The sequence below is a fragment of the Marinitoga sp. 1138 genome, from assembly GCF_013363265.1.
In the GTDB taxonomy this organism is placed as follows: domain Bacteria; phylum Thermotogota; class Thermotogae; order Petrotogales; family Petrotogaceae; genus Marinitoga; species Marinitoga piezophila.
Genome location: NZ_LBFA01000024.1, coordinates 52,555 through 77,445, shown reverse-complemented (window position 1 = coordinate 77,445; position 24,891 = coordinate 52,555). Strand labels below are relative to the sequence as shown.

The 24,891-nt window shown below is 30.8% G+C and carries 19 protein-coding genes, 1 riboswitch and 1 other annotated feature; of the genes, 6 read left to right on the top strand and 13 right to left on the bottom strand.

Annotated features, from left to right (window positions below; genetic code table 11):
• Positions 1 to 115: 115 nt before the first annotated feature.
• Positions 116 to 1,687, top strand: a complete 1,572-nt coding sequence (locus XO11_RS08485; RefSeq protein WP_175418490.1) for a hypothetical protein — start codon at positions 116 to 118, stop codon at positions 1,685 to 1,687.
• Between the two features lie 69 nt (positions 1,688 to 1,756).
• Complete coding sequence (locus tag XO11_RS08480) at positions 1,757 to 3,427, top strand: hypothetical protein (RefSeq protein ID WP_175418489.1); 1,671 nt, start codon at positions 1,757 to 1,759, stop codon at positions 3,425 to 3,427.
• Between the two features lie 28 nt (positions 3,428 to 3,455).
• On the opposite strand, the gene XO11_RS08475 is transcribed toward XO11_RS08480, so the two are convergent.
• Genes XO11_RS08475 through XO11_RS08465 form a run of 3 tightly spaced genes read right to left on the bottom strand, consistent with a single transcriptional unit; the run spans position 3,456 to position 6,306 of the window.
• Positions 3,456 to 4,121 carry a HesA/MoeB/ThiF family protein gene (locus tag XO11_RS08475; protein ID WP_175418488.1) on the bottom strand — a complete coding sequence of 222 codons (666 nt, stop codon included), beginning with the start codon at positions 4,119 to 4,121 and terminating at the stop codon, positions 3,456 to 3,458.
• A gap of 14 nt (positions 4,122 to 4,135) precedes the next feature.
• Positions 4,136 to 5,449 (bottom strand): hypothetical protein, encoded by a 1,314-nt coding sequence (locus XO11_RS08470; protein ID WP_175418487.1) that lies wholly within the window; start codon positions 5,447 to 5,449, stop codon positions 4,136 to 4,138.
• On the bottom strand, positions 5,446 to 6,306 hold the full coding sequence (locus tag XO11_RS08465) for a DMT family transporter (RefSeq protein ID WP_014297184.1): 861 nt from the start codon (positions 6,304 to 6,306) through the stop codon (positions 5,446 to 5,448). The genes XO11_RS08470 and XO11_RS08465 overlap by 4 nt, the downstream gene beginning before the upstream one ends.
• A gap of 162 nt (positions 6,307 to 6,468) precedes the next feature.
• Between XO11_RS08465 and XO11_RS08460 the strand changes: the two genes are divergently transcribed.
• The 3 genes from XO11_RS08460 to XO11_RS08450 all read left to right on the top strand — a co-directional run bounded on the left by XO11_RS08460 (position 6,469) and on the right by XO11_RS08450 (position 9,188).
• A complete protein-coding gene (locus XO11_RS08460; RefSeq protein ID WP_014297183.1) occupies positions 6,469 to 7,275 on the top strand; it encodes a type I phosphomannose isomerase catalytic subunit in 807 nt (268 codons plus the stop codon).
• On the top strand, positions 7,272 to 7,895 hold the full coding sequence (locus tag XO11_RS08455; protein WP_175418486.1) for a CoA pyrophosphatase: 624 nt from the start codon (positions 7,272 to 7,274) through the stop codon (positions 7,893 to 7,895). Before XO11_RS08460 ends, XO11_RS08455 begins: the two co-directional genes overlap by 4 nt.
• Before the next feature lie 63 nt (positions 7,896 to 7,958).
• Positions 7,959 to 9,188 (top strand): HAMP domain-containing sensor histidine kinase, encoded by a 1,230-nt coding sequence (locus XO11_RS08450; RefSeq protein WP_075780706.1) that lies wholly within the window; start codon positions 7,959 to 7,961, stop codon positions 9,186 to 9,188.
• A 23-nt stretch (positions 9,189 to 9,211) separates the two neighbouring features.
• On the opposite strand, the gene XO11_RS08445 is transcribed toward XO11_RS08450, so the two are convergent.
• Both XO11_RS08445 and XO11_RS08440 read right to left on the bottom strand, forming a co-directional pair.
• Complete coding sequence (locus XO11_RS08445; RefSeq protein ID WP_014297180.1) at positions 9,212 to 10,657, bottom strand: radical SAM protein; 1,446 nt, start codon at positions 10,655 to 10,657, stop codon at positions 9,212 to 9,214.
• A 12-nt stretch (positions 10,658 to 10,669) separates the two neighbouring features.
• Positions 10,670 to 11,245 carry a TetR/AcrR family transcriptional regulator gene (locus XO11_RS08440; RefSeq protein ID WP_014297179.1) on the bottom strand — a complete coding sequence of 192 codons (576 nt, stop codon included), beginning with the start codon at positions 11,243 to 11,245 and terminating at the stop codon, positions 10,670 to 10,672.
• A 271-nt stretch (positions 11,246 to 11,516) separates the two neighbouring features.
• A riboswitch (TPP riboswitch) is annotated at positions 11,517 to 11,627 on the top strand.
• A 73-nt stretch (positions 11,628 to 11,700) separates the two neighbouring features.
• On the opposite strand from XO11_RS08440, the gene XO11_RS08435 reads away from it, so the two are divergent.
• The gene (locus XO11_RS08435; protein WP_014297178.1) at positions 11,701 to 12,672 is read left to right on the top strand and encodes a thiamine ABC transporter substrate binding subunit; all 972 of its coding nucleotides are present in this window, start codon (positions 11,701 to 11,703) and stop codon (positions 12,670 to 12,672) included.
• A 44-nt stretch (positions 12,673 to 12,716) separates the two neighbouring features.
• Here XO11_RS08435 and XO11_RS08430 read toward each other — a convergent pair whose 3' ends face one another.
• The 8 genes from XO11_RS08430 to secE all read right to left on the bottom strand — a co-directional run bounded on the left by XO11_RS08430 (position 12,717) and on the right by secE (position 24,827).
• Positions 12,717 to 17,444: a DNA-directed RNA polymerase subunit beta' gene (locus XO11_RS08430; protein ID WP_050899190.1), complete on the bottom strand. Its 4,728-nt coding sequence runs from the start codon at positions 17,442 to 17,444 to the stop codon at positions 12,717 to 12,719.
• Between the two features lie 32 nt (positions 17,445 to 17,476).
• Positions 17,477 to 21,085 carry a DNA-directed RNA polymerase subunit beta gene (locus XO11_RS08425; protein WP_014297176.1) on the bottom strand — a complete coding sequence of 1,203 codons (3,609 nt, stop codon included), beginning with the start codon at positions 21,083 to 21,085 and terminating at the stop codon, positions 17,477 to 17,479.
• A 110-nt stretch (positions 21,086 to 21,195) separates the two neighbouring features.
• A complete protein-coding gene (gene rplL / locus XO11_RS08420) occupies positions 21,196 to 21,579 on the bottom strand; it encodes a 50S ribosomal protein L7/L12 (protein ID WP_014297175.1) in 384 nt (127 codons plus the stop codon).
• A 28-nt stretch (positions 21,580 to 21,607) separates the two neighbouring features.
• Positions 21,608 to 22,156 carry a 50S ribosomal protein L10 gene (gene rplJ / locus XO11_RS08415; protein WP_014297174.1) on the bottom strand — a complete coding sequence of 183 codons (549 nt, stop codon included), beginning with the start codon at positions 22,154 to 22,156 and terminating at the stop codon, positions 21,608 to 21,610.
• Positions 22,157 to 22,167: 11 nt separating this feature from the next.
• Positions 22,168 to 22,310: a sequence feature (ribosomal protein L10 leader region), on the bottom strand.
• Between the two features lie 19 nt (positions 22,311 to 22,329).
• On the bottom strand, positions 22,330 to 23,031 hold the full coding sequence (rplA, locus tag XO11_RS08410; RefSeq protein ID WP_014297173.1) for a 50S ribosomal protein L1: 702 nt from the start codon (positions 23,029 to 23,031) through the stop codon (positions 22,330 to 22,332).
• A 14-nt stretch (positions 23,032 to 23,045) separates the two neighbouring features.
• Positions 23,046 to 23,474 carry a 50S ribosomal protein L11 gene (rplK, locus tag XO11_RS08405; RefSeq protein ID WP_014297172.1) on the bottom strand — a complete coding sequence of 143 codons (429 nt, stop codon included), beginning with the start codon at positions 23,472 to 23,474 and terminating at the stop codon, positions 23,046 to 23,048.
• 45 nt (positions 23,475 to 23,519) lie between these two features.
• Positions 23,520 to 24,578 (bottom strand): transcription termination/antitermination NusG family protein, encoded by a 1,059-nt coding sequence (locus XO11_RS08400; RefSeq protein WP_175418485.1) that lies wholly within the window; start codon positions 24,576 to 24,578, stop codon positions 23,520 to 23,522.
• Between the two features lie 21 nt (positions 24,579 to 24,599).
• Entirely contained in the window at positions 24,600 to 24,827 is a 228-nt protein-coding gene (secE, locus tag XO11_RS08395) for a preprotein translocase subunit SecE (protein WP_014297170.1), read from the bottom strand.
• Positions 24,828 to 24,891 lie beyond the last annotated feature (64 nt).

The following is a 24,891-nucleotide window of genomic DNA, read 5'->3' as shown; positions in this document are numbered from 1 at the left end:
TAAAACATGTGATTAATTAATTTAATGTTAAAAAAGACTTGACATTTTTGCAGAGTTATGATAGAATAATTACAGTTTAAGTCAAAACAAAACTATATTTAAGGAGGTTGTTTGAATGAAGAAAGTATTGGTGTTTTTAGTAGTACTTGCATTTGCTGTTTTATCTTTTGCAGCAACAAAGATGGACGTATATGAATATGGTAAGGTATATGGTAAAGTAGAATTTGGATTAAAAATGACATCAAAAGGTATAGGGCTTGACTTTGGTGCTGATAACTGGCCAGATAGCTATACATTTAAAACTATTTTCTTATATTATTTAGACAAAACTGAAACAGACGATGGCGCAACATTAACAGTAAGTGTATCTTATTTTGCACCTGATAGATATAAAAAAGGAGATATTTCCATTGATAGCATTTCTTATGAAGACGCTTTAATGTCTCTTAATTTTGTAAATGATGGATATGATGATACATTCTCACCATTTACTTTTGTAAATTACAATCACAGATATAAAGCTAAAGATCCAGATTGGATAAAAACTGGTTATTCAGATGACCCAATTGGAAATGCTTACTTAGAAGCAAATATTAAATCCATTGATTTAGATTTACTTTATATTGATTTTGATGATAGTGCATATCCAGATGAAGAAGTTATTTTGCGTGGAGATGCATTTGGAGTAAAAAAATCTTTTGATCTTGGAACATTTGATCTTGATGCAGCAGGAGCATTTTGGGCTGCTGGAGATAGAGATGCTGCAACTCCAACTCAAAATTTCTTAGGTTATGCTGCTGAAGCACAAATTTCTGGAAAAGATACATTAAAAGGTTTAAGCGTTGATGCAGTTTTTGGTGCTCAGAGCTCTGAAAAATATAATGATTTCAAAAAGAATGCTATGAGATTAAATGCATCTTATTCAAAAGCTTTTGAAGCTGGTATTATTACAGTATCCCCATTTGTAAACTTTAAGTATCAAAAAGGTTTAATGGATTTACCATTTACTGATCATGTTACTACTGATGCTTGGGACGGTTGTCCAAGTTTAGACGCTTCAAAAGTTTATATGGCATTACCAGTTAAAGCAGATTTAGGTATTGCTGGTAATCTTGAAGTTAAATTACATGGTAATGTATACTTTGCAAAAGATAAAAAACCTGCATATGAAGCATATGTAAATTACTCAAACAAAATAGCTGATTTAGCTAATATTGATATGGTTAAGGTTACAAAAGTATGGGATTCAATTGATGCTACAGCAATGAAATTAAGATTCTCAGCAAAAGTATCTGGAAAACAAACATTTGATATGGTTACTGCTGGATACAAAACATATTTCAGAATTCCTGATTTGATGGATAAACCAGCTGATACATATTTCTTATATGCAAATCCATTTGTAACAGTAAAACCTGTTGATAAAGTAACATTAGAAGGAAATGTATATTATGCAAAAGATGCTTCAGATTCAAATACAAAAGACGATTTTGGATATAAATTAGAAGCAAAATATAATCCAAGTTCTTTAATTACTTTTGGTGCAGAAGTTCATAACAGAGCATTTAATGGTTGGACTTACGATAGTGATTTTGGATTCTATAATGGTTATTGGTTCTACTGGTCAGGAACAGGTGATAATAAAGTATCTTGGTCAGCATATATAAAAGGTGAAATGGAATTCTAATAAATTTTAGTTAAGTTAATCCCGGCTTTTGCCGGGATTTTTTAATAACGCATAAATGGAGGTTTTACTATGAAAAAAACTTTTATTTTATCTATAGTTATTCTTTTTAATATAATTTTATATGGAATCAATATTGATATTGATTATTGGTATATTGAATATAAATTATTAGCTGATGAAAATGGAATAGATATAAAAGATAATCTGGATATTTCCTATAAACTCACTTTTAGCGACTATTTATTTTCAAAAAAGTGGGAACTTTCCTTTAAAGACTATAACAGTTTTCCAGAATTTTATGAATTAAAGATACATTTTTATGATGAATACTCTTTTTTGTTTAAATCCAATTATTTTGGAATTGATTATAAAGATAAAATCACATTATATTATAAAGACCTGTCAGATGATTATGATGTTACAGAAGATAAATTAACTGAAGATGTTAAATTTGATTATAAAAACTTATTGAATAATTCTGAATTTGGTCTTTTAGCTGAACTATTTAAATACAAAAACTTTAGAATTGACTATCTTAAAATATATACTAAAAAAGAATTGGATACTTCTAAGAAAAACGCATATTATATAAAATCGACAACAAAAAATAATGAAATAGATAGGTTAAACCAATTAAAAACTACACTTGAATATTTAAGAGGAAAATATATTAGCGAAGCCTATATTTCAGATCCTGGTACTGATATTTCTTTAAATTCCACTATCACTTCAATAAATAATGCTATTGAAGATATTGAAGATCAGATAGATACATTAAATGATTATACAGATACAGTCAATATAAATACTACTTATTTAGAAAATGGAATATATGCATATCTTAAATATAATGGTTTTTATTTTACTGGAGTTTACTTGCGAAAAGATGACGAAGATATCGTTAGTAAAAAATCAACTCCTATAGAAGTTTCTGTAGCTGATTATATTAATTTCAATAATAATGAAGTTAATGTAGATAATGTATTAACAAACAAAACAATAGAGATTGGTAATGAATATTCATATTCACTGGAAAAAAATCTTGAAGAAAAAAAATATTTAAAAATAGGATATAAAAATCGGTTTAAATTATTCAATACCTTTTTCTTACCTAATATAAAATTTATCTGGAAAAAAGATAATACAATTAATTATTCTTATTTTCCAATTGCTTTAAGTGCAGAATACCTAAACTTTGATTCTATTTATAAAATTTATTCGTCTGAAGCTACAACTCTTGTTCTTGGAACACAGGTAACAAAACTTTTTGGAAAAAATTCTTTATATGCCAATTATAATTTTGCAATTGATTTTAATGAGGATAAACTTGTTTATAATCAAGTTTTAGACAGCTTTTTAAGACTTCAATTGGGGAAGAATTATGCAAAGTTTGGATATAAAAACTTTACCACTTATTTAAATGACGAAGAAAACAAAGATGTTTTTCAAAAATATTATTTTGAAGGTGTAATTATTCCTGTTAAAAATTTTTATTTAAATGCAAAAATTTGGGATTACAATTATAAAAAACTTGAAGATGTTGAAAGAGAACCAGGTTATGAAATAAATGTATATTATAAAATCAATGAAATGAGAACTGGCTTCGAATTTGGAAATGCTGTAACAGACTATAAAAATTCAAAACTCATAATTGGTTCAAAGGATAATCATTATTGGCAATTTTATGTAAAAATTGATCTTTCTCCTTCCGATGAAGAAGCCTTTGAATATAATGAATGAAAAATTTAGCCTTTCCGTTTTGGAAAGGCTAGTTTATTTCTATTATATCAAATGTATTATATTTTAAATCCATTATCATTAATTTGTTTATAAGTGCGTTTTCATAATCTCCTGTGATAATTTTTATGGCTTCACTTACCTGAATTGAAGCTATTATGGACACTGCATATGGAACAACATATTTTGTTTCTCCTGTATCTTCAATATCTCCAAAGATTTCAAATAGTCGCTTTGTTTTCCCGGGAATAATATCTGTTATCTGCCCATAATACCCTTCCACACCACCATGAATATAAGGAATATTTTTTTCAAATGCTCTTTTATCAATTATTTTACGACCTTCAAAGTTATCCAGACAATCTATTATTATATCTACATCAGGGAATTTAGTGTCTTCTGTTATTTTTTCATCATATATATAATACTTTACTTCGGGATTAATTTTTTCCAATTTTTCTTTTGCTGCAATAACCTTCTTTTTTCCAATATCTTCAATATCATATAATATCTGTCTATTTAGATCAGGTTCATCGAGAATTCCATTGTCATATATATGTATTTTCTTTACACCTAATCTTGAAATTTGCATTAAAACGTTACTTCCTAAACCTCCTGCACCACAAACCATAATACTTGAGTTTCTTATTTTTTCAAAATCTCTTCCAAATAGGAATTCATGTCGATTATATCTCAAAGGTTTTCACCTCTTTAAAATTGAAAGTTAATAATGAAATATATAGAAAAAGAGTTAATATTCTCATTTACTCCTTTCTGTGGTTTCCAGTATAAATCATCAACTAATGCTATTTTATTTATATATTTAGTGTATTTATAATCTGTTCCTAAAAGAATGTTTGAAGTTAGCTGATATTTTAATTGTGTTTCAAAGCTATACATATATTCTTTTACTTTTTCTTCTAAAAAATGTGTTCCAGGAATATAATTAGATTCTTCATGCCATGGATCATGTGGCGATTTTGAACCGGATATTACATATTCTCCACTGGCTTTCAACCATAATTTATCAAATGTATTTTCGTACTCTAATAATGTGGATAATGAATCCTCACCATATAAATATCCAATATAATTGTCCTTGTAATCTATAATTCCGCCAGGATATACAGACGCTGGGTATTGCGTATATTCATATGGTTTTGGAAGCCTTTCATATGTGTATTTTGTTGCACCAGCATTATAAATACCAAACTTTCCAGAATTAGTCCTGATATTTAATCCCGTGGACCATGCAACCTTATCGGGATTTTGATATGAGTCTGGATCAAAATATCTATTCATATTTAAGTCATCAGCAAGAACCTGAAGGAAATATTTATATTTTTGATTATCGTATTCAATGAATAATCCCACAATAGAATTGTCGTTTACATATTCTCCCCAGGGTGCAATCATTGAATTTTTATAAGCCTGAATAATAGGCACAGGAAATGGTGAAAATAGATAATAGATATCTACAGTTCTATCTGTATATATAACAGAATCTTCATAACCAATTTTAAAATTGCCAAATTTTATCCCAAAGATTTTAAAATTCATTCCTCTATCTGGATAACCGTATTTCGAATATTCATTTAATGGTACCCAGAAGGCCCTATAAAAGGCGTTGTCATTTTCAAATGATAGTTCTATATTGGTTTTATAAATATTTTGATTTATAAATAATGCATATTTTGAATCTATTGTATCTTTTAACTGGCTCTGACCAACTCTTAAATAAAAATCTTTATTAAAATAAACCTTTAAATATCCCTGCTGTATTAAGAAATAATGGTTTAGTATAAAGGATGAATGGTCTGTAAATACATATTTTCCATCTTTTCTTACCGGAAAGTCTATAATTGCTTCAAAGTTGTCTGAATAATATCCACCAATTAGTTGAAGATAATCGCTTGTAGCTGAATTGGTAATTGTATAATCTGCAATAAAGTTAAAGGAAAAGTTAGCAAAACCGTTAAAAGATACTAAAAGTATAGCTATAAGTATTAATACTATTTTTTTCATATTTCTTCTTCAACTCCTTTTTCAATATAATTCTCTTTATTTGTTTTTCTGGTAAAGTTTAATGATGCAATTACAAGAGCTATAATGAGTATTATTCCGCCTATTATTTGTGTTGACGTCATTCTTTCGTGCAATATTATAAATGATGATAGCATTGCAAATATTGGTTCTCCAATAAATATAAATGCTGTGGTATTGGTGGAAACAACTTTTTGATATTTTAATTGTACAAGTGTTGCAAATATTGTAGCAAGAACTGCTGTAAACAATGCTGTGCCAATCATAGGAAGAGTTATATGAATGGGTTTTGTTAATGATAATGCACCATTTAATACTGCAACAAATAAGAATTGATATCCAAGTAATGATGTTTCTTTTTCTATCTTTGAATACTTTGTAATATATACCATTGATAATGCAAAGAATATTGCGCATAATAATGTGAGAAAATCGCCAAAATTAAATCCTGAAATTCCTCCTGATAATAGATAAGAACCTGTAATTGCAAAAGGTAATGCTATAATATGGTTTAAATGCGCTTTTTCTTTTTCTACAAGATACGAAAAAAATGGAACCATGATTATATATAATGATGTTATAAATCCGCTTTTTGAAGCTGTTGTAAGAGTTAATCCTATTGTTTGCGTAATATATCCAAGAGCAATGAATATTCCTATTATCATACCGTATTTAAAGTTTTGCTTTTTCCAGATTAGAAATGAAAGCAATGATGCTATTGCAAATCTTAAGGTTAAAAAGATATAAACATCATTTTCTCCAACTGTCATTTTTATTAGAGGAAATGTACTTCCCCAGATGAAGGTTACAAATAGCAATAAAAAGTATGCTTTTAACATATAACTCCTCCTGTTTTATTGTTTGTTTTTCAAATTATTTTATATGATAAATTATATCATATGATACACTTTTTTATAAGAGATTTTACCGCATGAGTAATTTTTTTTATGATATAATATTATTATGTAGTAATAAAAATTATATTATGAAGGGTGATTTATATGTTTGATGAAATATTAAAGTCAAAACCTATTTTTGTTGAAAAGGTATGGGGTGATTTTTCTTTAAATAAAGATTTTAATATTGAAAATATGGATAAAATAGGAGAAGTATGGTTATTCTCCGGATTTGAGGGTTATGAAACGGAACTTTATGGTATGGAATCAAATAATTCTTATGGAAAGCCTTCTGAATATATAAAAGATATTTTTGGAATGGAATTACCTCGTATTCCGTTATTGTTAAAGTTAATATCAACCACTCAATGGCTTTCAATTCAGGTTCATCCAGATGATGATATTGCAAGAAACGCTGAAAATGAACCATGGGGAAAGACTGAAGCATGGTATTTTTTAAATGAAAAGAATGAAATTTTTATTTCTAATGATGTTGAGAAAAATAAAAAAGCTATTGAATCTGAAAATTGGGATGAAGTTTTTAAACCAACTATACTTAATAAAAATGATTTATTATTTATTCCAGCAGGAGTTGTTCATACACTTGGTCCAGATTCAAAATTGCTTGAAATTCAACAAACTTCAAATCTTACATATAGATTATATGATTGGGGAAGGCCAAGGGAAATTCATGTTGAAAAAGGTAAAAATGCTTTGAAGAATTGTCCATTTGTAATTGCTAATTCACCAAAAGAATTTAAAACGCAATATTTTACTATATTTGAAAAAGATAATGGTGAAACTATTAAAGGACCTGGAATTTTTGTGGAATTTGAAACATATGAAACATTTATAATTCCTTTTAATTTAGAATATACAACAAAAAAGAAAGGACTATTCTTTACATTATGAATATAGAAAAGATCAAAAATATTTATAAAGATTATAAACCAGATTTGATTTCTGAATTTAAACGATTTGCTGTAACAATACCTCTTGTGGAAATAGATAATGAGGTAAATATTGTTTTTGAAATTCGTGCAGATCATTTACCTCAACCTCGCGAGGTAAGTTTGCCAGGAGGCGCTGTTGAAAAAGGTGAAGAAATATATGATGCTGCTTTAAGAGAATTAAATGAAGAATTGGGGATTAAAAAAGAAAAAGTACGATTAATCTCTCAACTTGATTATTTCACAACACCTTTTAATTTTGTTATCTACCCATTTCTTATAGAAATTAAAGATTTCAAGATTTCTGATATTCGACCTAATGAAGAAGTGAAAGAGTACTTTTTTGTTCCTTTAAAATTTTTCTTAAATAATGAACCATTGAAGTATAAGGTAAATATAAAAATGGAACCACCAGAAGATTATCCTTATCATTTAATTCCAAATGGCAAGAATTATAATTGGAGAAAGGGATATTATAAAACACTTTTTTATCTTTACGAAAACAAAATTATATGGGGCTTAACAGCAAGAATTATAGATGATTTTAAAAATACATTGAAAATTTTTTCATTAACATTTTGATTATGAAAAAAGATATGTTATAATTTTAAAATGTGTGAGTTTTTATACAGGGGGGCACCTAACATGGACTGCGAAAACGATATTTTATCTAATTTTGAGTTAATGGCAGAACTTTCTTCACAATTAACCGGTGAAGAAAATGAAAAGGAATTTATGAAAAAATTATTGTCTGTTGCTATTAAAAGTATCCCTGAAGCTGAAGCCGGGACAATCTGGCTTATAGATAATACATTATATAAGGCCGTTGTTGGTTATAATTACGATGAAGATATTGTTGAAAAACTTATAGTTCCTCTTGAAGATTCATATATTTATAGATATATGGATGTTCAGGATATTATCGAAATCGATGCATTTAAGGAATTTAAGAATCCATCGAGAATTTTCCATGAAAATGTAAAACAATTACATGAAAAACATGAAAATATGATTACCCTTGCTTATCCTTTAAAGGTTGGAGATGAAATTAAAGGGCATATATATGTTGATAATTTCAGACTTAAAAAGTTCAGTGAAACTGCTAAAAAATCTTTAAAAATATTTGGAAGTTTTGCTTCAACATTTTTAACTTTAAAATCTCTTCGTGATGAGGAAAAGAAAGCAAATGAAATGAACAGTGTATATTTAAGTTTTATTACACATGAGGTTAGAACACCTTTAACTGCTATTTTAGGGTATTCTGAAAGTATTTTAAGAGGAAAGGATAATTTAACAACAGAAGAAATTTTCGATCTTGTAAAACGTATTTATCTCAGCTCAAAACATATGAACTCCCTTATTTCTGATTTATCAACCTTTAATAAATTAAATAGAGAAGAAGAAATGAACTTTACTGAGGTTCATTTAAAATTCCTTGTTTATGAGTCAATCTCTATTGTTGAACCACAACTTTCACCAGAAGTGGAATTAAATATTAAATTTGAAAATAATATCCCTGAGATGATAGAAACCGATCCATTAAAAATGAAGCAAATACTTGTAAATATCGTTGGAAATGCTATAAAATATACTGACGAGGGATATGTAAATGTTCATATTTCATTTGATAATAAAACAAAAGAGTTTGTTATTGTGGTAAAAGATACAGGTCCTGGAATTCCAGAAGACAAACTTAATGATATATTCAAACCATTTGTTAGATTGGCTAAAAATAAACCCGGTAGTGGTTTAGGCCTGGCAATTGTAAAACGTTTAATCGAAAAACTAATGGGAAGGATTCATGTTGAATCTGAAGTTGGAAAAGGTACAACTATTGAATTGAGATTCCCACAAAAAATAACAGCTGAGGTTTAAATACCTCAGCTGTTTTTTATTTATTATGCTTTTTTATCAAGAGCAAGTTTTTCTTCGTTATCTGCATATCTTCTCATACGTGTTTCATAATTATATATACCTCTTTTTGCTGGATATTTTTCTGCATATCCCTTTTCATACCATAACTTATCCGCATATTCTTTCCAGCCTTCTGCAAGTTTATCAAGTTCTGGTGCCAATTCTGTTATGACTTTTTCGCTTCCTGAATGCTGTGGAATTGCATTGAATTTCTTTACCATTGATCTTAATACTCGTGGATTGTCTATAATTGGACATGGTCTAAAGAGATTGTTTGAATATGGTATTGTTCTCTTATATGCTTCAAAGAATGGTGATTTTAATATTTCTATAATGCTCTTTTCTCTAATGCTATCTACTGCAAATTGCTGGAATACACATGGTTCTACATAACCTTTTGCATTAATATGCAAATATTTTGAACCAGCTGCTAAACAACCATGAGTTAAGAATCCGTGATTCCAGAAGTCTGCAACAAATGCAAAGTCTCCATTAAGTCTCTTTTCTTCTGTTATAAGGAATCTTTCATATCTCTGTTCTGGTGTAGGAACAAGATCCATTGTTGGATCCATTCCAACAGGCATAAACTGGAATATCCATGCATATGCAACATTGTGCTCTTTTAAGAAGTTCCAGAATTCATCGCTTGTTATTAGGTCATGATTCTTTCTTGTTGCAGTAATTGAAGCTCCATATATTACTCCATGTTTGGTTAATAATTCCCATGCATTTAATACTTTTTTGAATACACCTTTTCCTCTTCTCCAATCTGTCATTTCTTCAAAGCCTTCAACAGATACGGATAATGTTGCATTTCCAAGTTCTGCAAGTCTTTTTGCTTTTTCTTCATCTATTAATGTACCGTTTGTATAAATCATGAAATATGAGTCATTAAATTCTTCAAGAACATCGAATAAGTAAGGATAAATAAATGGTTCACCGCCGGTAATTATGAAGAAGTATATTCCAAGATCATTGAATTGTCTTATTACGCTAAATATTTCTTCCTTTGAAAGTTGATATTTATGACCATAAAGTCCTGCATAACAACCTACACATCTTAAATTACATGCATATGTTGGACTTATAACAGCAAGTTTTGGAAGAACGACTTCATATTCATGCATTTTTTCCTGCCTTACCTTTTCACCAACTGCAAATTCATTGATAATAAGATTGTTTATTATCTTTTCTACAACTTTTGGACTGGCTTTTTTGAATAACTCTGACCATTTTACAAGCATTGGATCTTTTCTTTCAGCGCCTTCGGCAAGTTTCCTTAAACCGCTTTTTGTTGGTTCTTTTGCAAATTTTTCCAGTGTTCTCAATAATTTTGCAAGATCTTCAACCTCTGAGTTTCTAACAACATTTGTTACCAATTTTGAAGCCTGTTTCATCATCATGTTTTTCATATTATCAAGGATTTTCATAAAATCCCTCCTTTATGAAATTATTTTTCCTATTATATATTCAAAAGCTTCACATAATTCCCCTTCTTTAAACTCAACTCCAACAGATTTATATATACTTATACCATCAAACATAGCCTGTAAAACAACTGCAGCGGTTTTTGACGGCACAAATTCTTCCCACATTTCAAATAGTTGAGAATAATATTCATGAAATAAATTGGTTAATTCTTTAGCTCTATTTTTATTATGTATAGAATTAATTAATATCTCAAATAATCTTAATAAATCATCTGATGGAAATTCTTTTAATACTTTCACATATAATTTTATTACTGCACGTGCTTTTTCCTCTTTTGAAGTATTTTCAGGAATCATAATTTCAAGTGATTTTTTTAACCTTTCAACAAGTATGGAAAATGCCGTTATTATTAATGAATCTTTGCTATCAAAATATAGATATAATGTTCCTTTTGATACTCCAGCCTCTTTTGCTACTTCATCCATGGTAAAACTGGACAATCCCTTTTTTATTATTAAATTAAGTGCTTTTTCTGCTATGCTTTTTCTTTTAGCTTCTTTATAATTTTCTTTACGGTCATTATTCATATTACCACCTCATACATGACTGACTGTTCGGTCAATATTATTATAATACTTTTTTCATTTTGTTTCAATTATGACATAAAAAGTCATAAAACTGAACGGTCAATTTACTATTATCTTAAAAACAGAGTTATTCAATATTTTATCTAACAAAAAAATGACTGACTGGACAGTCAAACATTTCAAGAAAAATTAACCTTTATGTTTCTAAAAATTATTAATTTATACAGTTTTTTAGTAATTGATGAGTATAATAAAATTGTAAGTTAATACAGTAACCCGCCGGGGGAGCTGCTGATACCGCAGCTGAGATTAAGGTGGAAGCCTTAGACCCCAGCACCTGATCCGGGTAATACCGGCGTAGGGAGTGCGGTAAAAAGGATAATTCAATCACGCCTTCCATGCCGGAAGGCGTTTTTTCTTTTAAAAATTATAATTTATTATTTGGAGGTGAGTGCATGAAAAAGGGTATTGTTTTTTTAAGTGTTTTATTATTATCTTCTTTGCTATTTGCAAAAACTCTAACTGTTTATGTTTATGACAGTTTGGACTGGATTAAGAAAGGGGTTATTCAGAAATTTGAAAATATGTATAACGTAGATGTAAATGTTGTTGTTCTTGGAGACGGGGGAACTTTGCTTTCACGACTTAAACTTGAAAAGAAAAATCCAAAGGCTGATGTAGTTATTGGTCTTGATCAGTCGCTTTCTGTGTTGGCCATTAATGAAGATCTGGTAATTCCATATAAACCTTTAAATATTTCAAAGATAAAAGATGACTTAATCTATGATAAAAGTTATCATTTAATTCCATATGATTATGGTGCAATTGCTATTGTTTATGATCCAGAAAAATTAAAATCCGTTCCTAAAAGTTTTGAAGATTTAACAAAGTTAAAAAAGAAATTGATTATTCAGGATCCACGAACTTCCAGTACAGGTCAGGCATTTTTGTTATGGACAATAGCAGTATATAAAGACCAATGGAAAGATTTCTGGAAAAGGTTAAAACCAGCAATACTAACAGTTACACCAGGTTGGGGAGAAGCCTTTGCAAAATTTGAAGCTGGTGAAGCGCCTATGATGGTAAGTTATGCTACAGATGGCGCTTATTCATATTATTATTATAAGAGCACCAAGTATAAAGCTTTTATTCCTCAAGAGGGAGCTTATATACAAATAGAAGGCGCTGGTATTGTAAAAGGAACAAAGAATCCTGAGCTTGCAAAAAGATTTATTGAATTCTTATTGTTTGATGATTTTCAAAAAGAAGTGCCTTTAAATCAGTGGATGTTCCCGGTAACTAACGTAAAACTTCCTGAAGCATTTAAGTATGCTCTTGTTCCTGAAAAGGTTTTAACAATAGATTCAGAAGAATTGAACAAGAATCTTGAAAATTGGTTAGATGAATGGGAAGAAATTATGTATTAATTACAAAAAAGGCTCGGAAAAATCCGAGCCTTTTTTATTATCTATTATGATGCTGCGCTTTCGCTTTCATCTGTTTTTGTATCTTCTGTTGGATATGTTGGTAATTCGAATATTGAGATTTCTGATTCTAAGAATGCTTTTAATCCTGTTCCAGCTGGAATTGGCTGTCCAACTATAACATTTTCTTTTAATCCCAATAAGTAGTCTTCTCTTCCTTCTAATGCTGCTTCTGTTAATACCTGAACTGTTTGCTGGAATGATGCTGCACCTAACCAACCTTCTCTTTCAAGAGATGATTTTGTTATTCTTAAAAGTTTTCTTTCGTATCTTGCTGGTTCTTTTGGCGCAATTAATAATGTTTCTTTTTCTCCAACAAGCCTAATTTCTTCATCTTCATTTTCGAGTAATTGAGGTTCTGATTTGAATACTTCAATTTCTTTTATTCCAGCTGCAATTATTCTATTTAATAATTCTTCTGTTACTGTATCTCCTATTTCTCCTATTGTTTCATTCTCTTCATCAACTTTTACAATGATTTTTTCTGCTAATTTTTTACCTATTGCCATTTCTCTGTTTTCTTCAACCTTTTTATTTGCTTCATAGATTTGTTTGTTTACCTTTTCAACTGTTTTGAGGTTTACAAGGTCTTTTGGCATAAAGTCTGTATCTCCAGCATATGTTATTTCAACTTTGTTGAACATTTGTTTGATTATTATTTCAAAGTGTTTATCGTGAATTTCAACACCCTGTTCAGCATATATCTTTTTAATTTCTTTTAATAGGTAATCAAAGGTTACTTCCGCACCAAGCTCTTCAAGTAATCTTCTTGGTTTTATATTACCTGAAGTTAATCTGTAGCCAGGTTCAACCTTGTCACCTTCATTTACTGTTGGTTTAACCTTAGGATCTGCTATATATGTATATAGTTCTCCTTTTAGATCTTCAACAATAATTACAAGTCTTCCTTTTTCATCTCTGTTCACTTTTCTTACTATACCTTTTACTGTTGAGAATTCTGCTTCAGGACCTTTTAAGTTCTTTCTTGCTTCAAATAATTCTTCTGCTCTTGGAAGACCCTGAGTAATATCACCTGCTGTAGCAATACCCCCTGTATGGAATGTTCTCATTGTAAGCTGTGTTCCAGGTTCACCTATAGACTGTGCTGCTATGATACCTACAGATTCACCTATATTTACTATTTTGTGGTTTGAAAGATCCATACCATAACATTTAGCACAAACACCATGTTCTGCCTCACAGGTTAAGATTGATCTTACATAGATTGAAGGTCTTACCTCTATTGTTTCTATATTATATCTTTCTAATTTTCTTGCTGTATCAGCATCAATTTTTTCCTGATAATTTGCAAGTGTGATAATCTTTCCGTTTTCATCTTCAACTTTAATTGCATCACCTACATGAACGAAATTAACTACTTTATATTCTTTTACATCAACTTCTTTTATATTATGCTGTTTTAATGAAACTATTATATCATTGTCTATTACTGTTCCTTTTGCATATAATAATTCTCCATCAACAAGGACATCACTATTGAGAATATTGTATAAGTAAAGATTGATTTTATCTACGCTTAATTTTTCATGTACTTCATAAACAGGAATTGTTGATCTGTAATTTGCAAGGAATTCTGCATCTTCTTCATCTAACATTACATCTTTTACATATTTCTTTCCTGTTGTTGGATTTACAATTATTTCATCTGTTACAGGGTCTACAACATCTGATGCAAGTACTCTACCAAAGAGATAATCTGCAAGTTTTTCTATTCTCAATCCGTCTGCTATTAATTCTCTTGCTTCTATACCCTTTGATGTTCCACAATCTGGTTCTGTTACTGTAATTGATTGTGCAACGTCTACAAGTCTTCTTGTAAGGTAACCTGCTGTAGATGTTCTTAATGCTGTATCTGCAGAACCTTTTCTAGCTCCGTGTGTTGAAATAAAGAATTCAAGTTCAGAAAGACCATTTCTAAAGTTTGATTTAATAGGTAACTCAATAACTTTACCTGATGGATCAGCCATAAGACCCCTCATACCTGCAAGCTGTTTTAACTGGTCAATGTTACCCCTTGCACCGGAGTCAACCATCATCCATACAGGATTAAATGGATATTTTCTAAATTCTTTACTTGTTACTTCTGTAACGTCCGCTATTGTCTTTTCCCAGACTTTAACTACTTCTTTATATCTTTGATCATCTGTAAGGTAACCTTCTTCATAATACTTTTCAATTTCCATAACTATTTGTTCTGACTTTTTGATAATTTCTATTCTTTCTTTTGGTTCTACTATATCCCTTACAGATATTGTTAATCCTGATAATGTTGCATAGTGGAATCCTAAGAATTTAATATCATCAAGCAAGTCTGCTGTTCTGTCAATTCCATGGTATTTAAATGTATCGAATATAAGATTTTTGATTTCTTTTTTCTTGTATATTTTGTTGAAATCTGGATTAAATCTTCCAATTGGTTCTGGCAATATTTCCTTGAAGATCAATCTTCCAACTGTTGTCTTGATTAATTTTCCGTCAAGATACAATCCAATTGGTTCATGGAGTATGAGTGTTGGTTTTTCCCATCTCAATTCATTATCTTCAACAACTATTTCATTTTTTATTACCTTTTCATATTCATGAACGTATAATGCGTGTAATTCATCATTAAATAAATATTTTATTGTGTCTTTATTTTCAAAGTCTTTTATATTTGAAGGTAATTTTCTTGATTCAAAGTATTTTGGATCAACTGTTGTAAGGTAATATGCACCAGCTATCATATCTTTACCTGGCATGGATATTGGTTTTCCATTTGCAGGTGATATGATATTGTATCTTGATAACATCAAGAATTTAGCTTCAGCTTGAGCTATATTTGAAAGCGGTACGTGTACAGCCATCTGGTCTCCGTCAAAGTCTGCGTTAAATGGAGGACATACCAATGGATGTAACTGTATTGAATTACCTTCAATTAATCTTGGGATAAATGCCTGAATTGAAATTCTATGCAATGTAGGTGCCCTGTTTAATAATACAGGATGACCTTTTATTACTTCTTCAAGCATTTCCCATGCTTCTGGCATTTCCTTTTCAATAATTGTTTTCTTTAATTTTCTTGCGTTTTTACTTGATGCATTTGAATCTTTAAGTAATTTATTGAGAACAAACGGCTTGAATAATTCCATTGCCATTTTCTTTGGAAGACCACATTCATGGATTTTTAATTCAGGACCAACAACAATAACAGCCCTTCCTGAGTAATCCACACGTTTTCCAAGAAGATTTCTTCTGAATCTTCCTTTTTTACCTTTAATTAAATCTGTCAATGATCTTAAAGGCCTTCCACTTCTATCTGTCATAGCTTTTCCAACACGGCCATTATAGATTAATGAATCTACTGCCTGCTGGAGAATTCTCTTTTCATTTCTAACAATTATTTCTGGTGCTTCTATTTCAAATAATTTTTGTAATCTGTTATTTCTATTGATAACTCTTCTGTATAAGTCGTTTAAGTCTGTAGCTGCAAATCTTCCACCATCTATTTGAATTAATGGTCTGATATCTGGCGGAACTACTGGCAATGCTTCTATAATCATCCATTCAGGTTTATTACCTGATTTTAAGAAGTCTTTTACAACCTTTAATCTTTTTAATAATTTTAAAGCTTTTGCGCTTTTCTTGTCTAATTTTGATAACTCTGATTCAAGCTGAATCTTTAATTCATGTAAATCTAAACTTCTAAGAAGCTTCTTTATTGCTTCTCCACCATAATCAGCTGTTATTCTGTCATGATATAACTCTTTATATGCTTCATATTCTTCCTGTAATAATGTGCTACCTATACCTTTTCCAATTTCTTCCTGAATTTCAGGATCAATTTCTGTAATTACAAGTATAGGTGTATCTCTTTCTATATCTCTTTCTATTTCTATTGCTGATGGATAGAATTGTTCAAATATTAAATATTCGCTTGCTGTTAATATTTCTTCTTCATATAAGAATGTATCTGCAAGTTGTGTTCCTTCTTCTACTTCTTCACCATCTTCTACGTATAATGTTGCACCTTCAAAGATTGGCCATTTTTCTTCTACACCGTTTTCATCTTTTATTTTAACCCATGTGATTTCATGTTTTGTCTGTGTAAGTTCTGTTTCAATGCTTACTACCCCGGATCTTTTAGCAACAGGTTTTTCTTTTACATGTAATACTTTTACTGCCTGTTCAACATCAAAATCCATTTTTTCTTTAAATATTTCATACTCTGTATTATGGAGAAGATCTCCATAATCGAACATATCTGTGTCTTTTGGATCTGTAATAAGCCATATTTTTTCTACTACCCTTTTTGATCCGTAGTAGATTATGTTTTCCAATTCTTTTACAGGTATATTTAATAATATTGATAAAATAGATGGAGATGATTTTAAGAACCAGATATGTACTACAGGGGCAGCTAATTCAATATGCCCCATTTTTCTTCTTCTGGCTTCTTTTGACTCTACTCTAACTCCACACTTTTCACATACTGTACCTTCATACTTTTTACCTTTATATCTTCCACAGTTACATTCGTAATCCTTTACAGGACCAAATATTTTTTCACAGAAAAGTCCATCTCTTTCTGGTTTAAATGTTCTGTGATTAATAGTTTCTGGTTTTTTTACTTCACCAAATGACCATTCTCTAATTCTTTCTGGTGAAGCTATACCTACCTTTATTTTTGCGATTTTCCTTTTGAAAGAAGAAGTCATTTTACCCATGCTTTACCCTCCTTGAGGGGATTTTATAATTTGTCAACATCTAATTCGTTACCGTCCTCATCATACAAACGAACATCGAGCATTAATCCCTGTAATTCCTTTACAAGAACTTTGAAACTTTCTGGAATTCCAGGATCAGGTAAATTCTTACCATTTAAGATTGCTTTATATACTTCATTTCTTCCTTTAATATCATCTGATTTGTATGTAAGCATTTCTGTTAATGTATGTGCTGCACCATATGCTTCCAAAGCCCAAACTTCCATTTCACCAAATCTCTGACCACCAAAGTGAGCTTTACCTCCAAGTGGTTGCTGGTGAATTAATGAATATGGACCTGTAGAACGTGCGTGCATTTTATCTTTCGCAATATGCACAAGTCTTAACATGTACATATATCCTATTGCAATAGGATAATCAAATGGTTCTCCTGTTCTTCCATCTCTTAATACGATCTTTCCACTTTCTGTTTTTGGATCGTCACCAAGATCAAGACCATATTCTTTACGAACTGCATCTAATTCGTCCATTCTGTTGTTCTTTCTTGCTTTATATAATTCTTCCATTATTTCATATTCTTTTGCACCATCAAATATTGGTGTTGCAAAATGTCTTCCTGTTAATTTTGCTAACCAACCAAGGTGCATTTCTAAAACCTGCCCAAGGTTCATACGTGATGGAACCCCTAAAGGACTAAGGATCATTTCAATTGGCTTTCCATTTGGCAGGAATGGCATATCTTCTTTTCTCAAGATGTTTGAAACAACACCCTTATTACCGTGACGCCCTGCCAATTTATCTCCAACATTTAATGTTTTCTTTGAAGCTATATAAACTTTTACGTATTGATTTACACCTGTTTCTAAATCTGGAATATCTTTTCTTGTATATACTTTAACATCAATAACTCTACCTTCAATTCCATGAGGTACTGTTAATGATGTATCTTTTACATCCTTACCTCTATCTCCAAAAACGGATCTTATGAGTTTTTCTTCTGGTGATGTTTCTGATTCTCCTCTTGGTGTAACTTTACCAACAAGTATATCACCTGAGGTTACATATGCACCAACTCTTACAATACCGTTTTCATCGAGGTTTCTTAATGACTCTTTCTTTACGTTAGGAATATCTGCTGTAATTTCTTCTGGACCAAGTTGTGTATCCATTGCTTTTGTTTCATATACTTCTATATGTAATGATGTAAATGTATCCCTTTCAAGTAGTTCTTCATTAACAAGGATAGCATCTTCGAAGTTGTATCCTTCCCATGGCATAAATGCTACAAGAACATTTTTACCAAGTGCTAATTCTCCCATATCTATTGCAGGACCATCTGCAATTGGATCTCCTTTTTCTACAACTTCACCCATTTCAACAATTGGTCTTTGATTTACTGTTGTATCCTGGTTTGATCTTATGAATTTCCATAATGTATATTTGTCCTGAACTGGATTTCCATTTTTATCTAATATTTCATTTCCTTCTTCATCTATTCTATTTATTATTATTGTTTTAGCATCTACGTATGAAACCTTTCCTCTATGTTTTGCCTTAATTACATAACCTGAATCCCTTGCTGCTAACCATTCAACCCCTGTCCCAACAAATGGTGCTTCTGTAATCATTAAAGGTACTGCCTGTCTCTGCATGTTTGAACCCATCAACGCACGGTTAGCATCATCGTGTTCAAGGAATGGTATTAATGATGTTGAAACAGATACAATCTGTTTTGGAGTTACTGCTATAAATTCTACATCTTCTCTATGAACATATGTAACTTTACCGGCATGCCTAATTTCAACATATTCAGCTTTAATCATTCCATTTTCATCTATTTCAACAGATGCAGGAGCAATTATTTTTTCTTCTTCCTGATCTGCAGTTAACCAATATACTCCTTTATCATATAAAACCTTACCATCTTTTACTTTATAATATGGTGTTTCAAGGAATCCAAATTCATCAACCCTTGAAAGAATTGCCAATGAAGTAATTAAACCGATATTGGCACCTTCTGGTGTTTCAATAGGACACATTCTTCCATAATGTGAATGGTGAACGTCCCTAACTTCAAACTTTGCATGTTCTCTCTTTAAACCGCCCGGACCTATTGCTGATAATCTTCTTTTATGTGTTAATTCAGAAAGGGGATTTACCTGGTCCATAAACTGCGATAACTGACTTGTTGCAAAGAATTGATTTATTGTTGTCATAATAGCTCTTGAATTAACGAGAGTATTTGGATTTAATTTTTGTATATTTTGAACTATACTTAATTTTTCATTCAACACAGGAAGCATTTTTGAGAATGATCTTTCAAATTCAATTTGCATTAATTCCCCAACTGATCTTACACGTTTATTACCAAGATGATCTCTTGTATCAAGGAGTTCCGGGTTATTTTTCATTTCAAGTAAATGTCTTGATGCAAGAATTAAGTCGAGTTTTGTTAATGTTTTTTCATCTTTATGAGGATATTCTACATCTTCACTTTTATCTATATCTTTTCCCTCTACTTCTATTAAATATTTCCTGTATACATCGCCCATTCTGTTGACGATTTTCTTTCTACCAATTAATGAGAAATCGAATGTATTAGGATTAAAGTAGAGATTATTTATGTAATCTGTAGCTATATTAACTCTTGGAATTTCACCAGGTCTGAGTTTTTTGAATAATTCTTTATAAGCTTCTTCAGGAGTTAATAAATTTCCATCTGATTCATATGATTTTTTAAACATTTCAAGTGTATTTTGCGCTACAATATGTGCAACTTTTATTTCTGTTACATTTAAATCTAAGAGCATTTCAACTATTTTTTCTGTTAATTTTACTCCTCTAAATGTTTTTGTTTCTTTGTATAATTCTGAGCCTTCTGGAACTTTTATATCTGAAAGGATTGTTACGCCTCTTTCAATATATTCTGTTAGATCATAATTTAAACTAATTGTTTCTGGATAGAGATCTAACAAAGCTAAATCTGAGTCGTAACCCAAAGCCCTTAAGAATAGGAAGTAATTGAATTTTCTTTTTCTATCGATTCTAATTTGTAAGAAATCTTTACCTGGATTTGGATTGTATATTATTTCAAGCCATGCCCCTTTTACAGGAAGGAAATGAGCTACAAAATGTGGTCTTGTTTGTTTCACGCTTTTTTGTTCTTCACTAACAAAGTATACACCAGGCGATCTAACAAGCTGGTTAACTACTACCCTCTCCGCACCATTGATAATAAAGGTGCTTCTATCTGTAATCTTTGGAATATTCCCAAAAAATAACGAATCACTGGGTTCAATGATTTCCCCAGTACTGTGATCTGTTATTCTTATTTTTGCTTTTAGAGGAACTACGTAAGAAAGTCCTTTTTCCTTACATTCCATTTCCTCAAAAAGCGGATCTTCAATCCATACATCTGTAAATTCAAGCGAGATTTTTGCTTTTCTCTTCCCTTTTAATTCAACGGTAATTGGTGCATATTTATCAAGCACCTCTTTAACTCCATGTTTAATAAACCATTCATAGGAGTTAAGCTGAATCTCCAACAAATCATGATAAAGGTTTAAATCTTCCTTTACCTTACCAAAAAAATGCCTTTCTCTTTTACCCACTTTTAACACCCGGGTGTTCACAAAGAATCACCTCGTCTTCCTGAAATTTTATTAGCAAAACAATACCGCATCAGACGTTAGTCTGATGCGGAACAATTATATCATATAAAAGTTTATTTTTCTTTAAGAAATTACTTCAATTCTACTTCTGCGCCAGCTTCTTCTAATTTTTTCTTTAATTCTTCTGCTTCGTCTTTTGAAGCTCCTTCTTTAACTACTGCGTCTGGTGTTCCTGCTTTTTCTACTAAGTCTTTTGCTTCTTTAAGACCTAATCCTGTAATTTCTCTAACTACTTTAATTACGTTTATTTTCTTTGCACCGAAGCTCTTTAATACAACATCAAATGAATCTTTTTCTTCTGCTGCTGGAGCTGCTCCACCTGCTACTGGTGCTGCTGCAACTGCAACTGGTGCTGCTGCTGATACTCCAAATTCATCTTCTAATGCCTTTACTAATTCTGCTAATTCTGCTACTGTCATTTCTTTAATTGCTTGAATTAATTCTTCTCTTGTCATTCCAAAACACCTCCTGAAAATATTTAAATTATTGTTTTTCTTTTTCTTCTTTAATAGCGTTTAAAGCATATACGAACTTTCTCAAGATACCGCTTAATGCACCAACCAAACCTGAAATAGGAGCATTTAAGCCACCAACAAGCATAGCAAGCAACTGTTCCTTTGATGGAAGTTTTGCCAATTCTTCTGCTTCTTCTGGTGTGAAGAGTTTTCCTTCAAGAATACCTGCTTTAATAGCTGGTGTATCCTTCTTTAATTTTTTCTTGAATTCTACCAATACTTTTAATGTTTCAATTGGATCAGCTTCCTTTGTGTAAAGTAAAGCTGTGTTACCATTTAAGAATTCTTCATAGTCTTCAAGGTTTAAACCTGCATTTTTAATAGCTGTTTTTATCAATGCATTTCTATAAACCCTGAATACAACCTTGTCTTCGAATTTTTTGAACAAATCTGTTCTGAAATCATTTGATTCAGCAACAGACATACCTTTAAAATCTACGAAAACAACTATTGAAGAATCTTTAAATGCACTTTCTAATTCTTTGAGCATTTCTGCTTTTTGAGCTCTTGTTAACACCGAATCGCACCTCCTCCAAAAAAAATCTGCGGTCCTGACGAGGACCGCAGAAGGACTAAAACATTTATTGTTTTATCTTCAGCGTACCTCGGCAGGCGGGTTTTCACCACATTATAATATTACCTGCTGTCTTCAGTACTATTTATTTCCTGAGGTATTATAACCAATAATTATTACTTTTCAGTTAAAAACTCTGAAACGTTTATTTTCATTCCAGGACCCATTGTAGGTGCTAAAGAAACTTTTCTGATAAATTTACCTTTAGCTGCTGATGGTCTCATTTTTTCTATTTGTTGTAATGCTTCAACGATATTTTCTTTTAATTTTGCTGGTTCAAATGATTTTTTACCTACAGCAACATGTAAGTTACCTGTTTTATCGTTTCTAACTTCAATTTTACCAGCTTTAAATTCTTTTACTGCATCAGCAACATCATTTGTTACTGTTCCACCTTTTGGTGATGGCATTAATCCTCTTGGACCTAATACTTTACCTAATCTTCCAATTTCTCTCATCATATCAGGTGTTGCAATTGCAACATCAAAGTCTGTCCAACCTTCGTTGATTTTCTGAATTAATTCGTCTGATCCTGCATAATCAGCACCAGCATCTAATGCTTCCTTAACTTTTTCACCTTTAGCGAAAACAAGAACTCTTACATTTTTACCTGTTCCATGTGGTAATGAGATGTTACCTCTTACCTGCTGATCACTTTTTCTTGGATCAATTCCAAGAATTATATGTAATTCAACACTTTCATCGAATTTTGCAGTTGCAATTTTTGGTAATAATTCTAATGCTTCATCAAGTGAATAGAATTTTTCTCTATCAATTAATTTTCTTGCTTCTAAGTATCTTTTACCATGTCTTGACATTCACATACACCCCCTTAACCTTCTACTACTTCGATGCCCATGTTTCTTGCTGTACCTTTTATTATTTCCATTGCAGCTTCAATTGTTCTTGCGTTTAAGTCGGGCATCTTGATTTCTGCGATTTCTTTTACCTGTGTTGTTGTGATCTTTCCAACAATTTCTCTTCCTGGGTTGTTTGCACCTTTTTTAAGTCCAGCTGCCTGTAAGATCAAGAAGGAAGCTGGGGGGGTTTTCAATGTAAATGTAAATGATCTGTCTTCAAATACTGTAATTTCAACAGGAATAATCATTCCAGCTTTATCAGCTGTTGCTGCGTTGAATTTTTTACAGAATTCCATCAAGTTTACACCATGCTGACCTAATGCAGGACCAACTGGTGGCGCAGGTGTGGCTTTACCTGCAGGTAATTGCAATTTAACTACCCTTGCAACTTTTTTTGCCATAATGTTCCCTCCTTCGTGGTATTAGCGGGATAACCCTCCCACTTATTAGCTAATTTTTTCTATTTCAGTTAAACCTAATTCTACATCTGTTTCTCTACCAAACATATTAATTGTTACTTTAACAGTTTGTTTATGTAAATCAATTTCTGTAATTTTACCTGTAAAGAATTCAAATGGACCATTTATTATTCTTACATGTTCTCCAACTTCATAATCAACTCTTATTTTACTTTCTTTTACTTCATATGATTCTTCACCTGTTAATCTTAATAAAGCTTTTACTTCTTTATTTTTCAATTGCACAGGCGTTCCGCCTATATTTATAAAGTTTATTACATATGGAATATTTTTTACCATTTCCTGTGTTTCTTTGTTTAAAATCATTTCAATAAACATATAACCCGGAAATAACCTGGATATTCTTGTTTTTAATATAATTATCTGTTTCCATGATCCAAAATCTCTAATTTCAACCTTACCAGAAGATTTTGCTTTAAATTCTTTTTTATTTGATAACATTTGACCTTTTTCTACATATGTCCCTTTTCTAAAAGCAGCTGAATCAAAATTATCTTTATATATATAGTATAAATCTTCACCATGATCATCAGTACTTACAACTATTCTTTTTAATTTTTCAACAGCTACAACAGTACCATCAAAAGCTGATTCATATCCTCCCTCTGCTGCAAGAGGCATTCCTATCTCTACAGGAGTATTAATTTTTAATCCTCCCATTATTTTTGCACTTTCTGGTATTGTATAATCTTTTAAATACTTTCTATCTTTTGTTTCAATAATTATTCTTCTAAAATTTTTTATTTCAGAAATAACTCCTGATCTTTTTACTATTACTTCCGGCTCTTCAGCAATAATATCACCTTTTTTGACATTATCGCCATTTTTTACATAAATTATCGCATCTTTTTCAACAACAATTCTATCAACTTTTTTATTTGTTAAGTCTATTTCACTTTCTTCAGGAATAAGAATTTTACCAAAGAACTTTTCCTTTTCAAACAATCTGGCTTTTTCTTCAATTAATTCTTTTACTTTATTCTCCATTCCTGAAAAAGTTTGCAAAATATACCATTTTTTACGCATTATTATCCACCTGCTTTTTTATCATTGAGTTGATCCGGTTCCCATTCCTGTCTTTATACCAATTAAGGGATATATGAATTTAGTAAATAAGTTTAAGAACCCATAATCAATTAAGAACAAATAAACTGATACAAATATCAATATCGCAACAACTATTAATGTTGATGTTAATGCTTCTTTTTTATTTGGCCATTTTACTTTTTTTGCTTCCTGCCATACTGAGCTAAGGAATATCCAGAACTTTGACATCAAAACACCCCCAGAATTTAATCATGACCCCCTGTTAAGGGGGTTAATTTTCTTCGAAATTTCT

Bases quoted from the DNA above. Each gene is read 5' to 3' on its own strand.
- XO11_RS08440 (WP_014297179.1), bottom strand. From the start codon at position 11,245: ATGAATAATGACCGTAAAGAAAATTATAAAGAAGCTAAAAGAAAAAGC.
- XO11_RS08445 (WP_014297180.1), bottom strand. From the start codon at position 10,657: ATGAAAATCCTTGATAATATGAAAAACATGATGATGAAACAGGCTTCA.
- XO11_RS08460 (WP_014297183.1), top strand. From the start codon at position 6,469: ATGTTTGATGAAATATTAAAGTCAAAACCTATTTTTGTTGAAAAGGTA.
- rplA (WP_014297173.1), bottom strand. From the start codon at position 23,031: ATGTCAAGACATGGTAAAAGATACTTAGAAGCAAGAAAATTAATTGAT.
- rplL (WP_014297175.1), bottom strand. From the start codon at position 21,579: ATGACAAGAGAAGAATTAATTCAAGCAATTAAAGAAATGACAGTAGCA.
- XO11_RS08470 (WP_175418487.1), bottom strand. From the start codon at position 5,449: ATGAAAAAAATAGTATTAATACTTATAGCTATACTTTTAGTATCTTTT.
- XO11_RS08450 (WP_075780706.1), top strand. From the start codon at position 7,959: ATGGACTGCGAAAACGATATTTTATCTAATTTTGAGTTAATGGCAGAA.
- rplK (WP_014297172.1), bottom strand. From the start codon at position 23,474: ATGGCAAAAAAAGTTGCAAGGGTAGTTAAATTGCAATTACCTGCAGGT.
- XO11_RS08455 (WP_175418486.1), top strand. From the start codon at position 7,272: ATGAATATAGAAAAGATCAAAAATATTTATAAAGATTATAAACCAGAT.
- XO11_RS08400 (WP_175418485.1), bottom strand. From the start codon at position 24,578: ATGCGTAAAAAATGGTATATTTTGCAAACTTTTTCAGGAATGGAGAAT.
- XO11_RS08485 (WP_175418490.1), top strand. From the start codon at position 116: ATGAAGAAAGTATTGGTGTTTTTAGTAGTACTTGCATTTGCTGTTTTA.
- secE (WP_014297170.1), bottom strand. From the start codon at position 24,827: ATGTCAAAGTTCTGGATATTCCTTAGCTCAGTATGGCAGGAAGCAAAA.
- XO11_RS08435 (WP_014297178.1), top strand. From the start codon at position 11,701: ATGAAAAAGGGTATTGTTTTTTTAAGTGTTTTATTATTATCTTCTTTG.
- XO11_RS08430 (WP_050899190.1), bottom strand. From the start codon at position 17,444: ATGACTTCTTCTTTCAAAAGGAAAATCGCAAAAATAAAGGTAGGTATA.
- XO11_RS08480 (WP_175418489.1), top strand. From the start codon at position 1,757: ATGAAAAAAACTTTTATTTTATCTATAGTTATTCTTTTTAATATAATT.
- XO11_RS08465 (WP_014297184.1), bottom strand. From the start codon at position 6,306: ATGTTAAAAGCATACTTTTTATTGCTATTTGTAACCTTCATCTGGGGA.